Here is a 14,514-nt window from a genome sequence, read left to right as displayed (position 1 = left end):
TTAACTAATACGTTGAGTGTTTACTATGCTATTTTCTGTTCCAAAAGTATTGGGGAGGTAACCATCAGCTTGATGATCGTTATCCCACGTTTCACCATTAATTAAATATCGAAAATGAAACTGCTTATCAACAGGTAAACGTTGCTTACACTTAAACACGCCCTGCTTTTTATTAAGTTTCATTTGCACTGGTTGCCAATCTGTAAACTCGCCTAATAAGCAAACTTGCTCGGCATCTGGGTGGGTAAATTCGAAAGTAACTTCAGCTTCATCTTTTGTTTTAAAAAAACGTTTATTCAACATAGCAGGCTCCAACTAAACCAAAAAGGGTACTTAATCTTTGCCACAGGGCCGATACAACACTTTAAAAGGCGATGTGGAATCCATTCAAAATCATTAAACACATTGTTAGTTAAACAAATTTTTATTTACGCATTATTACAGTGCAAAATAGTTTTTGTATGCACACTTCCAGTGCGATAAATATAAATATTATCTGCATATTAATGACTCGCTATTAATCAGCAATAATTAAACCAACTTAATCATTTTTTATTAAAAAGCGTTTAAGTTCAGATCTTAAACTTTATATAAAGTTCATACTAAATTATAAAATTCTTTCGTTATCAGTATGCTTAAGTAATAATACACAGCATCCAAAGTCTCTGAAATACCATAAATTTCATGTTGAAAAAAAGCATTATCTTTACTATGGCAATTGCTTTAATTATTGTTGCCTCCTTTGTAAGCCTTTCTGCGTATACACTTTATAGTAAAAAACAATTATCTGTAGACCCTAAACTTAAAGAAATATCAGGTATAGAATTTGATAAAAATAACCGTTTATGGGCAATTAACGATGGTGGAGATGACCCTAAACTCTACCGTTTAAGTGAAGACGGCTCGATAGAAAAAGAAATATTAGTAACTAATGCTAAAAATATTGATTGGGAAGACATGACTCAAAACAGATTTGGTCATTTTTTTCTAGGTGATTTTGGTAATAATAAAAATGATAGAAAGTGGCTTACTATTTACAAAATAGAAAACCCAATAGATATAAAAACAGAGACCACCGAAGCTGAAATTATAAAATTTACCTACCCTGAGATGGATGGGACACCTATAAAGCCCAACAAGCGAAACTTCGATTTAGAGGCGTTTGTTGAATATAATCGTCACCTTTATTTATTTACTAAAAACAGAACAGAACCTTTTGATGGTATTACAAACGTTTATAAGGTGGGCGACCATGCCGCTAATTTTGATGCGCAGCTTATTGATTCATTTAAAACGTGCACAACACTTGAAAAGCTATGCTGGATCACCTCGGCAGCACTTAGTCCAGACAGAACTAAGCTTGTTTTATTAGACTCTACTAGTATTTGGCTATTTGAAAACTTTAAAGGTGATAAGTTTTTTTCAGGTGATGTGTCGCGTATAGATTTAGGAATTGTAACGCAAAAAGAGGCAATTACCTTTTATGACAATAATACACTCATTTTTACTGATGAGGAGTTTAAAGGGTTAGTCGGAGGCAATGCATACGTGATTAAACTAGATGAAGCCGATAAAAACATAATTAGAAAAGTGACTGACTTACCCTCTGCTAAAAACAATTAATTAATCCGCTCACATTAACCTTTGGTTAAATATCTTTATTTTATTTATCTAAAGGCTTTTGTTTAACGATAAAAGTGCCTTTTCAACATCAACACCTAAAATTATTACACCGCTATGGTGCTCGGCTTTATTTTTTATTGGTACACTCATTTGCACCTGAAAATGATGTGTTGATGCATCATACTCAACAAAATCAAAATGATAGTTTAATTGCTTATTAAATATTTGATTAAACTTAGTTTCATCTGCTTGATAATAATCGCTAGTTATTTTACTAATAGCTACATTTTTGCCCTGTTTGTCTGCAACTATTACCTCTGTAATTACGCCATTAAATTGCATTTGCCAGCTTTTTAGATACTGCGACACGGGTTGTTTTAGCATTTTATTGGCCGCAGTTGGGTTATTATTTTTAACCTCTTCTATCCAAATTTTATCCTGCTTATAAATCTGCACTTGGGCAATTTTTTTATTATTACTTTGTCTAACAGCTTCAACGACTAAAGGCGCTGATATTAGCTGCTCAGTAGCAGAAAAGAGCTTGGCTAGTATTTGCTCTTTTTCAGTATGTGACAACGAAAACGGATCTGGAGCGCACTGCGGTATAGTCTCATCAAACCGTTCTAAAAACTTAGGATGAGCGTCAATTAACTTATTTGCTGCAAATAAACCAAGCGGTACATAACGATAAAATGCTTTTTTATAAATACTAGGGTCTATTTTGAGGTTATTAGCAGCTAAGTTAAAGTCATCTAAATCCAATAAAACTTTATCAACTCTATGGTGGTGCAAAACATTTACAATTTCTTGTAATGAGTTTACCTCAACCAACGAGGTAATTTTTTGCGTTTTAAACCAATTAGCTTGATAGCTCCCATGTACAACACCATAGCGTAATTTTGATGGGTCTTTACTAATACTTTTAGGGTGCGTAAACCAATACCAATTTTCTAAAAATATAGGTGACGATAACTGACCATAATGGCTCATTTCCGATGTTAAATGCGTAGTAAAGTAACCATCAAGGCGTTTTTCTTTGACCTCTCTGCGAGCCCTAAGCCAAGGCAATGCTTGTAATTCAAAAGGGGCATTCATATTGTGTAAGATACATTGTACTTGGTCTACAGCGTTATCTGGGGTCGAAAGCGATGCATTTGTGCCAAACTGCAATGGTTCGGCTAAATTTAAAAATAACGATAAAAAATATACAGGCATAGTCCATTGCTAAATAATTGCACAAACTAAAGTAAGTATAGTTAAGCGCGCAAAAAAAGCATGTTTGATTATAACTATGGAGCACAAAAAACTAACTCACACAGTTAATAAACCGCTCTGTTAATAAAGTAACTTTTGTTTTATCTTTATAAAAACGTTGAGAGTTTTTAATTAAATAACTCGCACATCTGTCCTTTGTCATTTTAAAATGATGATTACAACTTTGAACCGTGTTACCCAAAGCTTCTTGATAAGATCGGTCAGCACACATTGTTAAAGCAAACTCAGTAGCGCCAATTATAATTTCATCAATACTTACAGAGGAGGTTTCAATTTTGTAGTATATATCGCTAAACGTTTTAACTTCAGTTTCTTTTTTGAATGAGCTCTGACTTGCTTTTGCGTTTAAGTAATAGCCAATAGATATAACTGATGCTATTAGTATAATCATTTTTTTCATCATTTTCCTTAATGCTGTAGTAAAACTACTTCCATTTTAAAACAAGGCTATGAGTCTTGCTTCTAACATAAAGTTTATTGAGGGTGTTTACGTGGGTACATGAGTGGTACTTACAAACATCCGTGTAAAAGAGTTGTTAATTCCTTGTTGTTCATTCATTTTAAATGATATTTACGCTTTTAATTTTACCATCCAATTGCAAAAACACAATAATTTAAACGTTGTTTAGGGTACAAATTTAGCTATATTTAAAACTCCTCAACAATAAACAAAATTTGTTGTTGTACAAGGTAAAGCGATATTAGCGTTTAAATTTTGTTTCTAGAATAACCGATGATGTTGTGCGCTCCACACCATCTAAATTACCAATATCATCAAGCAGGTGGCTTAACTTTTCTAAGTTTTGTGCTTGCACTACAGCAATTAAGTCAAACTCACCGCTTATTGCATAAAGCTGTGAAATAGCATCAATTTGCTTAAGCTCTAAATTGGTTTTAGTGGTGAGTTTTTGCATCACCTTTATAGATACATGAGCCGATACCATACTGCTTAAATAGTCTTCACCGTAGTCTACGCTATAGCCTTTTATAACACCGGTTTCTTCAAGCTTTAACATACGGCTTTGGACGGTAGAGCGCGATAAATTAAGCATACGCGCCAAATCCGAAATACTTGCACGCGCATTGGTTTTTAAAATTGAAAGTAGCTTTTCATCTTGTGGAGTTATCATATTGCTTATTAATTTCGTTATTTTGACTTTTATTGTAATCAATTTTCACAAAATAGCACTGCAAATTTAACCTATAACCTTCGATAATAACCACCAATAACAAAAATTATCTAGCCGAGAAAACGCTAACGTTTTTATTTTGCTAATCTTTATTCAATATTCACAATTTTTAGGTGTACATAATGCAAGTAACAAGAGACTTATTTAACGATGTAATGGTGCCAAACTACAATCCGTCGGCTGTTATTCCGGTTCGCGGCGAAGGCTCGCGTGTATGGGATCAAAATAATAACGAGTTTATTGATTTTGCTGGTGGTATTGCCGTTAATTGTTTAGGCCACTGCCACCCTGCGCTTGTATCTGCTTTAAAAGAGCAAGGCGAAAAAATTTGGCACTTATCAAATGTAATGACTAACGAGCCTGCACTTCGCTTAGCTCAAAAAATGGTTGAAGCCACATTCGCTGATAAAGTTTACTTTGCAAACTCAGGCGCAGAAGCAAACGAAGCAGCACTCAAGCTAGCGCGTCGTTTTGCTTTAGATGTACACGGCGAAGAAAAATCGCAAATTATTGCCTTTAATAAAGGTTTTCACGGCCGTACATTTTTTACAGTAACCGTGGGCGGACAAGCTGCTTACTCTGATGGCTTTGGTCCTAAGCCTGGCGACATTATGCATTGTGATTACAACGACATTGCAGCATTTGAAGCACTTATTAGCGATAAAACGTGTGCAGTAATGATGGAGCCACTGCAAGGTGAAGGCGGTATTATTTCACCAACAGATGAATTTGCTAAAAAGGTGCGCGAGTTATGTACTAAGCATAATGCACTGCTTATTTTTGATGAAGTACAAACCGGTGTTGGCCGCACTGGCGATTTATACGCATACGAAGGCTTAGGCGTAGTGCCTGATATTTTAACGACCGCTAAAGCACTTGGTGGTGGTTTTCCTATTGGTGCTATGATCACCCGCACAGCTATTGCAGAGCATTTAAAAGTAGGTACGCACGGTTCTACTTACGGTGGTAACCCACTGGCATGTGCTGTAGCAGAAGCAGCCTTTGATACAGTAAATACGCCTGATGTATTAAATGGCGTAAAAGAGCGCGAGCAGTTATTCCGCGATGGTTTAAACGCTATTAACGAAAAGTACAACGTATTTAGTGAAGTACGTGGTAAAGGTTTACTTATTGGCGCTGTATTAAACGAAAAATTTGAAGGCCGCGCACGCGACTTTTTAGTTGCCAGTGCTAACAATGGCTTAATGAACTTAGTGGCTGGCATGAACGTGATTCGTTTTACCCCTTCTTTAGTTATTCCATTTGAAGATATTAAAGAGGGCCTTGCACGCTTTGAAAAAGCAGTAAGCGACGTAGTAAACGGCTAATTTAAGAAGGCGCGCCCTAGGGCGCGCTGTTGGAGCAAGTAATAAATGCAAGTATTACGTCCTATTACCACTGCAGATTTTGCTGCACTTAAGCAAATTGCAATCGAGTCAGGCCATGGATTCACCTCACTGCCTGTAGATGATGAGCAATTAAAAGAAAAAATAGACCGCGCCGAAAAAAGCTTTGCTAAAAATATTAATCAGCCACTCGATGAAAGCTACTTATTTGTTTTAGAAGATAGCGAAACAGGTGAAGTCATTGGTACTACCGCCATAGAAGCCGCTGTTGGTTTATCTGTGCCTTTGTATCATTACCATTTAGGTAAAACAGTACACCACTCGCCTACACTTAATGTTTATAACACCGTTGATATTTTAAGCATGTGTAACGATTACACCGGATGTTCTGAAATATGTACTTTGTTTTTGCGCGAAAACAGCCGCAAAGGTTTAACCGGCCGCTTTTTATCACGCTCACGCTTTTTATTTATGGCGCAGCACAGCGAACGTTTTGCCGATACCGTGATTGCTGAAATGCGCGGCGTAAGTGACGAAGATGGCCATTCACCGTTTTGGCAGTGGTTGCAAGAGCACTTTTTTAGTATTGAGTTTCCTCAGGCCGATCACTTAGTTGGGCTTGGCGATAAAGTGTTTATTAGTGAGTTAATGCCTAAATACCCTATTTACGTAAACTTATTAAGTAAAAAAGCCCAAGCAGTAATAGGCCATGTACATGACAAAACAAAGCCTGCGCTCAAACTACTTGAAAAAGAAGGTTTTGAGCATCGGGGCTACGTAGATTTGTTTGATGCAGGCCCAACGGTAGAAGCAAAACTTGGTAATATTCGCAGTATTCGTGAGTCTCAAGTATGCCCTATTACGATTGGCGAGCTGGAACATATTAGCCAGCACAGCTCAGATACACTTGCCGTTTGCAATCAAGGTGTAAGTGGGTTTAGAGCTACCTTTACCCAGCACGCTCACTACAATCATGCAAAACATACATTAGTAATAAGCCAAGAAGTGGCTGATGCCCTTAATTTATCCCAAGGAGATGCAGCGCGTTTTTTCCGCCTGTAAAACAAATATGAACACACACCTTATAAATAACCAATGGCATACAGGCCAAGGCCCCGCTTTTAACTCTGTTAACCCAAGTAACGGCGAAATTGTGTGGCAAGGCAATGGCGCAAATGCCGAGCAAGTAGATTCTGCAATTAATGCAGCTAGAGCAGCACAAGTGCAGTGGGCAGATACGCCAATTGAGTCGCGTATTACCATACTTGAAAACTTTGTAGCGCAATTAAAAGAGCACACAGAAGAATTTGCAGCCATTATAGCGCGTGAAACTGGCAAGCCTCTTTGGGAAACACGCACAGAAGTAGGCGCTATGACTGGTAAAGTAGCCATTTCTATCAAAGCCTATAATGAGCGCACCGGTACAACAGAAAACCCAATGCCAGGTGCTAAAGCATTTATACGCCATAAACCACACGGCGTTGTTGCTATATTTGGCCCTTACAACTTCCCAGGGCATTTACCAAACGGCCACATAGTACCTGCTATTTTAGCGGGCAACACCGTGGTATTTAAACCATCTGAGCTTACACCTCACGTTGCCGAGTTTACTTTATCACTTTGGTTAAAAGCAGGCTTACCAGCGGGCGTCATTAACCTAGTGCAAGGTGAAGTAGAAACAGGTAAAGCACTTGCTTCACATAAAGACATAGACGGCTTATTTTTTACCGGCAGCTCAAACACTGGCCATTTATTACATAAGCAGTTTGCCGGCCACCCAGGTAAAATATTAGCGCTTGAAATGGGCGGGAATAACCCATTAATAGTTAAAGATGTAGCCGATGTAAGCGCTGCAGTGCACGATATTATTCAATCTGGCTTTATTACTTCTGGCCAGCGCTGTACTTGTGCACGCCGCGTGTTTATTGAGAATTCAACCAATGGCGATGCCATTTTAGAAAAACTAATTAGCGCGACTAAAAATATTGTTGTTGACGACAGTTTTGCAACTGACCAGCCATTTATGGGTGCAATGATAAGCGAAAGAGCAGCCCTTGGTATGGTTGCTGCGCAAAATGAATTAGTTGAAAGCGGCGGCAAAATACTCGTTGAGCTTAAGCAGCTAAAAGCAGGCACAGGCTTTGTAAGCCCAGGTATTATTGATGTTACACACATAGCTAACATGCCAGATGAAGAACACTTTGGCCCGCTTATAAAAGTTTACCGCTACAACAACTTTGACAGTGCAATAGCAGAAGCTAATAACACCAGCTTTGGTCTATCAGCAGGCTTACTTAGCGATAAAGAAGATGATTACAGCCACTTTTTAAAGCGTATTCGTGCTGGTATTGTAAATTGGAACCGCCCTATTACGGGTGCCTCTAGTGCTGCGCCGTTTGGTGGTATTGGTGCAAGTGGTAATCACCGTGCTAGCGCTTATTATGCGGCCGATTACTGCGCTTACCCTGTTGCGTCGGTTGAATCAGACAAAGTGAATTTACCGCAAACTTTAGCACCTGGTTTAGTAATAGAATAATACCCATTTTAAGGATTTAACATGCATACCAACGTAAATACATTATTTGAAAACCTATGGGATAACTATTTAGCCGTTACGCCATCGGCAGATAAAATTCATGACCTTTTAGGTTCAACCCAAAAAGACGACATAATTAACGATCATATTGCGCTACGTACGTTTAATATAGAAAAAGTAGGCCTTGAAAAACTAGCAGCACACTTTTTAGCGCTAGGTTACACAGAGTGTGGCGAATACCACTTTGAAGCTAAAAAGCTATACGCTAAACACTACGAGCACAGCGATCCAAATCAACCAAAAGTATTCATCTCTGAGTTATTAGTAGAAAAGTGCTCACCAGAGTTGCAAGCTATTGTTACCGATATGGTAAATCAAATCGATGAAAGCGCAGTAACCGCTGAAAACTTTTTATATTCTGGTACACATTGGCAAGTAAGCGGTGAAACCTACAAGCAATTATTAGCTGAAAGCGAATATGCGGCGTGGATGTCGGCTTGGGGCTATCGTGCCAATCACTTTACTGTAAATATTAATACGCTTGCCAAGTTTGATAACATTCACGATGTTAACCAAGCGCTTAAAGACGCAGGCTTTGCGCTTAATACATCAGGCGGCGAAGTAAAAGGCTCACCTGAGGTGTTACTAGAACAATCATCAACGCTTGCTGATGATTACGCCGTTAACTTTAGCGATGGCGAGCTGCGTATCCCTAGTTGTTTTTATGAATTTGCAATTAGATACCCTAAAGCCGATGGCGAGCTTTACACCGGTTTTGTTGCAGCTTCAGCTGATAAAATATTTGAAAGCACCAACGCGCGTTAAATATTCAGCTTGGATTAATAATGTTTCGACCTAAAAAAAGCCCATTTGGGCTTTTTTTTGTGACAAAAATATTTAGAACATTTACACTAGTCTTTAATGACTACTTTAATTAAACACCTTTCTTTATTGCTTGTATTAGTTTTTACACCACTAAGCCTTGCAAATGAACCGCTTACATTGCTTTCTCGAGCCAATGGGGCTACTGATGACTTTTTAAACTCAGATAGAGCCTTTACTCGCTTACTTAGTCGCTCATTTGCTACAAAATTACAATGGACAAACCAAGCTCGCTTAATTAAACGCCTCGCTACTAACGAAGCTGTCTGTAGCTACAATATTATAAAAACAGCTGAGCGTGAAAAACATATCTTATTTTCAGATGTGCCAACCTCTGTATATGAACAAAGAAAGTTATTTGCATTAAAGCAAACTTTTAAAGACCTCCCTTTGCGGGTGTCTGTTGATAGCTTACTCAAGAAAGATTTCACCTTAGGCGTTGACTCTGGTACTAGTTATCAAACGTTAGAACCTATTTTTAGTAATTATAGAGATCAAATTGCAGCCATTAGCAGCGAAGACACCAGCTCGCAACTACCTAACCTAATCACACATAACAGAATTGATATGATTGTAGATTACGAGATAAATGTTCGAGAAGCGTTAACGAGTGAGCAATTTAAACAGCTAGAAAGTCGTGAAATTGCAGAATATCCAGCATTTATTAATGGTTTTTTTGCATGCAGTAAATCAACGGTTGGCGATAAAGCAATTCAAGCTATCAACCGCTTAATGAAAACACCTTCCTTATATAGTTACTTTCAAAAAAACTTAAAGCAGACTTATAGCGCTGAAACTACCAGCGAAATGTTATTAGCTTATAAAAAAGAGTTTAATACAACACCTTAAGATTAGTAATTTTAATCGTCAAGATAAACACCACAAATCTACATAAACATATGATTTTTATAACAAATAAACTATTTTAAATTTATTTAAAATTTTTATTGCGCTGAATAAAAACCTACATTATTATCTCGCCGCTTCTTGATGATAGCCAATCCGAGTACATTACAAACCCTGTTTGTAGCAAGGCGATAGAGCAACTATCCAAGAGTGAATTTGACTGTGCGCAAGCACTATTGATCTCACTCAACCGACTCGTGGATAAACCATAACCCGAGCGGTTGCTTAATTGACTCGGAAAATATAATGGCTTTATCAACTCAACTAAAAGACACCGTAACTAAAGTACCTGCAGCAGCGGTTGCTGCAAATCAAGCATTTGATTATGTACAACCGACCAACACGCACATTGAACAACTTGCAGCGCAATTTGGCGCGCCGCTTATGGTGCTTGACTGCGAAGCTATTCGTCGCCAATACCACGCGCTTAAAAATGCACTACCTGGCGTTGTTTTGCACTTTGCATTAAAACCACTGCCTTTAGCCGCTGTGGTACGCACCTTACTTGAAGAAGGCGCAAGCTTTGATTTAGCCACAAGTGGTGAAGTTGATTTAGTGGCAAGCCAAGGCGTGCCAAGTGAGCGTACTATTCACACGCACCCAATTAAGCGCGATAGTGATATTCGCGATGCACTAGCGTATGGCTGCACTGTGTATGTAGTAGATAACATTAACGAGCTTGAAAAGTTTATTGCCTACAAAGACCAAGCCGAAATTTTAGTGCGCTTAAGCTTTCGTAATAAAGATGCCTTTGCAGATTTATCTAAAAAGTTTGGCTGCAGCCCAGAGGTAGCAATTGACATTATTAGCTACGCACAGCAACTCGGTATTCGTATAAAAGGGTTATCGTTTCATGTGGGCTCGCAATCTCCAAACCCAACTAAATACGTTGAAGCAATAAATGCATCTGCAAAAGTAATTGCCAAAGTAAGTGAACTTGGCTTACCAGCACTTAGTACACTTGATATTGGGGGTGGTTTTCCTGTGCCATACAGCGCGGATGTACTGCCAATTGACGTATTTTGTGCTCCAATAAACCAAGCTTTAGCGCAATTACCTGAAACAATGCAGATTATTGCAGAGCCGGGTCGTTTTATTGTAGCAAGCAGCGTAACAAGCGTAGCCTCAGTTATGGGCCAAGCGCAGCGTGAAGGCAAAACGTGGTACTACTTAGATGATGGTATTTACGGCTCTTTCAGCGGTTTAATGTTTGATGAAGCGGCCTACCCTATCGATAGTGCTAAACAAGAAGGTGAGCGATTTGAGTCTGTGCTTGCAGGCCCTACATGCGACAGTATAGATGTAGTGAGTGAGTCGATTATGTTACCAAAATTAAACAACGGTGATTTAATTATTAGCCGTATGATGGGCGCATACACACTGGCTACAGCTACCGATTTTAACTTTTTTAAACGTGCTGAAGTTATTGTTTTAAATGAGCAAGTACACAGCCAAGTATTAACTGGTTAGTAGTTTTAGCTAATAAAATGTGTTCCTCGCTATAGGTACGCTGGCTTGTACCTATACACTTCAACGCAGTTGCTCATTCCAACTGCGTTTTTTATCTTTTCTGCAATCGATATAAATGTAGCTCTACCGCTGAGGCAATAAAAAGGAGCTAACGCTCCTTTTATAAAAATAACGGCTTGTAGTCGTTTTCTAACTGCTCAAACGACAAATCACCTATAAAACGCCCAAAGCTGAGCCATGTTGCTAAACCGCGCAAATCTTTAAAATGTGGCGGCACAAATTTAGGGCTCTCAATTACACCTAAGTCATGCAGTTGCGATATAAGTCTAAAATCATCAATTGAGATTTTTCCTACTAATAATAATGGCAGCTGATCAATACGCCCTAGCTGAATAGCTACACGAATTAAGTTATACACCAAAACAAAGCCTTTAATGTAGGCAATATCTTTTGTAAATGGTAATCCCGTTGCTGTACTGCCTCTGAATACTCGTTGCGCTAATGTATAGCTGTCATCTTTAGAAAGCCCTTGCGCCACATAATCTCTATAAATGTCTACAAACTCAGCCCCATCAATTACTTTAGTAACCGCTTGAATACGGTTCACTAATTTTGATAAGCGCCTAGGCGTTGATTTGAGGGTAATTATTTCGGTTAAAACAGCTAATCCTTCTTGGGTTACCGTTGAACTTGGCGTACCTTTACTTAAACAGGTTAAATAAGGCTGAGCTAGCCCGTTTTGCGTTGTCCCAACGTGTATCCACCCTTCGTGTACTTCTAATATATCAAGCTCACGCTGAGAAAACTTAACATCTTGGTTTAGCTTAATATTGTTAGCACCGGCCGCCGCATCACTTACTATGCCATCGCTTAGCATTACTTCTACATTAATCCCCGCCATACTACTATTAACTTGATCAGACAAAATACGTACCGCATCAACCGCATCAATATTTTTAGGGTCATCAGGTAAAATATCGGCAATTAACAAATTTTGCAGAGGCTTTTCTAGCATGTTTGCAAGTTCAAACAGTGAAGGCTCACCTGCATGAAATAAATCTTTTGGATGACCAAATAGCTCTACAGATAAATCATGAAATTCAGGTGTGCCCCTGTACTCCAGCATACTTAGAACCGTTTTATATTCGCTACACATTTTACCCATATATTGCGAAATAGGATTTAACTGCCCTAGCTGATTTATAATGTTTCTATTAAGTATAGAAAACGCTTGGCGTAATTCACTAGGTACAAACCCTAAATCGCGTTGCTGGTAATAAGCACGATCAATTAAAGGGTTTTTTTGACATTTTTGTCTAAAAAACTCTTCTTTTATTTGTTTATCCCAGTTAATTGCATCGAGTATTCTAATCGGCGTTTGTAACGCTATTAATCGATCAGATAATTCGCGGGTTTTAAGGAGTAAAGCCTTGTCTATCATGGTGTAAGCTCAACAAAAAATGAGGCTTGAGCATAAGGTAAAACCAATTAATAGCAAGCGTATTTTAACGCTTTTTAGGCATTGTTTTTACGGTGATCGACCCTCATATATAAAACGTAATAGGTTTAAATAGTTAAGGGTCAATTATGAAAAACGAACTCGACAACAAACAAATTCTTTCTGTGTATGAACGCATTCAACAACGCGGTAAACAAAATGATATAGGTAAGCATTATGAAGGGGTTACCGCCTATTCAGATATAGATGGTTACACTATTTACCTAGAGGGTAGCGGCGTTTTACTGCGCTTTGGTTTTCACAACGCTTACCACTTAGATTACGAGCACGACAAGCATAAAGACGACTTTTTAAAAAAACTATACAACATTGCTAATGAGGAATAATGCAGCCAAGACGCCTTCGTAAACGCACTACTAATAAGCAAACAACCTCGTTTATAACGAGTGTTATTAACGAGCTTAAAGCTAATCCAGAAAAACTGGCAATTATTCGTAACAACTTAAATGAATACCGTGCCCAAACTCATTTAAAACGCGGGTTTTTACTTGCTATAGAGCGCTTTGATTGGGTATTTGAAGCAAGTAACGAAGTTGATTTTATTTGCCAACAAATTTTGGCTGATGATTATATAGGTAATCGCCTCAGGCGCTACCCTCTTCTATTTAAAGGCGTGGTTACGACCTTTGATAAACACTAACGTTTATAAGTCAAAGCCCTATTCTATCTCGCATAGGTTGTAGCCATTCATTACATGACTTACCCCATGTTTAGTTGGTATAGAGTGTAGCGGCTAGCTACCTATGATCATTTCTTTCACCAGTACCTTTGTAAAATTACTCCCTTGCCTTCTAAATTTTAGCATCAGTATGCTGTATGAATCTTTCATAAAGCTTTAATTAGTACACTAATTAAACGCGTAAATATAAAGCTATCGTATATTCAAAATACCCTTAGTACTCTAACTATTACCATTCTAACGATTTTTTATCTTTTTTATTAACGATGCCCTGTAAACAAAACGTTACTAATTATCATTTTATAAAAAATAGTTGTAACTCACTGTATATTATTACTTTTATACAAACCCAATTGTATATATTACTACTCTATATTGGCCTGTTTTTGTTAATAATCCATCTACATCTTGGTATCTGGTTGTTTACTTGAGCCTTGAATTGTTAGAGCTATTACATTAAGCTTATCTTTATTGAACGTTCAATTAATAAAAATTTATGCCTAAAGTTGGAATGGAACCTGTCAGGCGTCAGCAGCTAATTGACGCGACCATAGAGTCGGTTGCACTGCGTGGTTTACAAGGAACAACTATTAATACGATTAGTAAAAGTGCCGGTTTATCATCAGGCATTATTAGCCATTACTTTGGTGGCAAACAGGGATTAATAGAGGCAACAGTTAGGTATTTATTATCTAACCTTAAAAAAGAATTAATTGAAAAAGTTGACCCAACCACCAGCGCTATTGAGCGCTTAATGTTTATTGTTGAGGCTAACTTTGCACTTGTTCAACAGCGCAATGACACAACCCGTACATGGTTGAGTTTTTGGGCGCAGTCTATGCACGATAAAGAGTTGCATAGGCTTCAAAATGTAAACAGCAATCGCTTGCAAAGTAATTTAGCATTTTCTTTTAAGCAACTAATGCCTGTAAAGCAAGCAAAACAAGCTGCAGAACTTAGCGCCGCGATGATCGATGGCCTATGGTTAAGAGCAGTACTGAGTAAATCAGACGAAACCCAATTTAAACACAGTGAAGCGTTAGCTAAAAACTACGTACATTCACTCATCAAGCAATATGGAGCCTAGC

Annotated in this window: 15 protein-coding genes; 10 read left to right on the top strand and 5 right to left on the bottom strand. The window is 38.1% G+C overall.

The features are described 5' to 3' along the window. The gene (locus PESP_RS19685) at positions 1-303 is read right to left on the bottom strand and encodes an isoamylase early set domain-containing protein (protein WP_089349848.1); all 303 of its coding nucleotides are present in this window, start codon (positions 301-303) and stop codon (positions 1-3) included. Positions 304-684: 381 nt separating this feature from the next. Between PESP_RS19685 and PESP_RS19680 the strand changes: the two genes are divergently transcribed. Beyond that, positions 685-1,623 (top strand): hypothetical protein, encoded by a 939-nt coding sequence (locus PESP_RS19680; protein ID WP_089349697.1) that lies wholly within the window; start codon positions 685-687, stop codon positions 1,621-1,623. 48 nt (positions 1,624-1,671) lie between these two features. Here the strand turns inward: PESP_RS19680 and PESP_RS19675 are convergent, their stop codons facing one another. The 3 genes from PESP_RS19675 to PESP_RS19665 form a co-directional block, all read right to left on the bottom strand. After that, positions 1,672-2,838, bottom strand: coding sequence for a cellulose-binding family II protein (locus PESP_RS19675; RefSeq protein ID WP_089349696.1), 1,167 nt, complete (start codon positions 2,836-2,838; stop codon positions 1,672-1,674). A gap of 91 nt (positions 2,839-2,929) precedes the next feature. Beyond that, positions 2,930-3,301: a hypothetical protein gene (locus PESP_RS19670; protein WP_164504455.1), complete on the bottom strand. Its 372-nt coding sequence runs from the start codon at positions 3,299-3,301 to the stop codon at positions 2,930-2,932. Positions 3,302-3,599: 298 nt separating this feature from the next. Next, complete coding sequence (locus PESP_RS19665) at positions 3,600-4,028, bottom strand: Lrp/AsnC family transcriptional regulator (RefSeq protein ID WP_058550238.1); 429 nt, start codon at positions 4,026-4,028, stop codon at positions 3,600-3,602. 182 nt (positions 4,029-4,210) lie between these two features. On the opposite strand from PESP_RS19665, the gene PESP_RS19660 reads away from it, so the two are divergent. From PESP_RS19660 to PESP_RS19635, 6 genes are all read left to right on the top strand, one after another. Next, complete coding sequence (locus tag PESP_RS19660; RefSeq protein ID WP_089349694.1) at positions 4,211-5,416, top strand: aspartate aminotransferase family protein; 1,206 nt, start codon at positions 4,211-4,213, stop codon at positions 5,414-5,416. Between the two features lie 45 nt (positions 5,417-5,461). Then, complete coding sequence (gene astA / locus PESP_RS19655) at positions 5,462-6,496, top strand: arginine N-succinyltransferase (RefSeq protein ID WP_089349693.1); 1,035 nt, start codon at positions 5,462-5,464, stop codon at positions 6,494-6,496. Between the two features lie 7 nt (positions 6,497-6,503). Next, complete coding sequence (astD, locus tag PESP_RS19650) at positions 6,504-7,970, top strand: succinylglutamate-semialdehyde dehydrogenase (RefSeq protein ID WP_089349692.1); 1,467 nt, start codon at positions 6,504-6,506, stop codon at positions 7,968-7,970. 21 nt (positions 7,971-7,991) lie between these two features. Continuing rightward, the gene (locus PESP_RS19645) at positions 7,992-8,795 is read left to right on the top strand and encodes a DUF1338 domain-containing protein (RefSeq protein ID WP_089349691.1); all 804 of its coding nucleotides are present in this window, start codon (positions 7,992-7,994) and stop codon (positions 8,793-8,795) included. Positions 8,796-8,891: 96 nt separating this feature from the next. Then, a complete protein-coding gene (locus PESP_RS19640) occupies positions 8,892-9,701 on the top strand; it encodes a transporter substrate-binding domain-containing protein (RefSeq protein ID WP_089349690.1) in 810 nt (269 codons plus the stop codon). Between the two features lie 303 nt (positions 9,702-10,004). After that, positions 10,005-11,228: a type III PLP-dependent enzyme gene (locus PESP_RS19635; RefSeq protein WP_089349689.1), complete on the top strand. Its 1,224-nt coding sequence runs from the start codon at positions 10,005-10,007 to the stop codon at positions 11,226-11,228. A 160-nt stretch (positions 11,229-11,388) separates the two neighbouring features. Here PESP_RS19635 and PESP_RS19630 read toward each other — a convergent pair whose 3' ends face one another. Beyond that, positions 11,389-12,669: a flavohemoglobin expression-modulating QEGLA motif protein gene (locus PESP_RS19630; protein WP_089349688.1), complete on the bottom strand. Its 1,281-nt coding sequence runs from the start codon at positions 12,667-12,669 to the stop codon at positions 11,389-11,391. Positions 12,670-12,815: 146 nt separating this feature from the next. Between PESP_RS19630 and PESP_RS19625 the strand changes: the two genes are divergently transcribed. The 3 genes from PESP_RS19625 to betI all read left to right on the top strand — a co-directional run bounded on the left by PESP_RS19625 (position 12,816) and on the right by betI (position 14,513). Continuing rightward, complete coding sequence (locus tag PESP_RS19625) at positions 12,816-13,073, top strand: DUF3081 domain-containing protein (RefSeq protein ID WP_089349687.1); 258 nt, start codon at positions 12,816-12,818, stop codon at positions 13,071-13,073. Further along, positions 13,073-13,387 (top strand): hypothetical protein, encoded by a 315-nt coding sequence (locus PESP_RS19620; RefSeq protein WP_089349686.1) that lies wholly within the window; start codon positions 13,073-13,075, stop codon positions 13,385-13,387. Before PESP_RS19625 ends, PESP_RS19620 begins: the two co-directional genes overlap by 1 nt. Positions 13,388-13,937: 550 nt before the next feature. After that, positions 13,938-14,513 (top strand): transcriptional regulator BetI, encoded by a 576-nt coding sequence (betI, locus tag PESP_RS19615; protein ID WP_089349846.1) that lies wholly within the window; start codon positions 13,938-13,940, stop codon positions 14,511-14,513. The last annotated feature ends 1 nt before the right edge of the window (position 14,514 follow it).

Source organism: Pseudoalteromonas espejiana DSM 9414 (genome assembly GCF_002221525.1).
Classification (GTDB): Bacteria; Pseudomonadota; Gammaproteobacteria; order Enterobacterales; family Alteromonadaceae; genus Pseudoalteromonas; species Pseudoalteromonas espejiana.
This window is presented reverse-complemented; position numbering and strand designations above follow the sequence as displayed.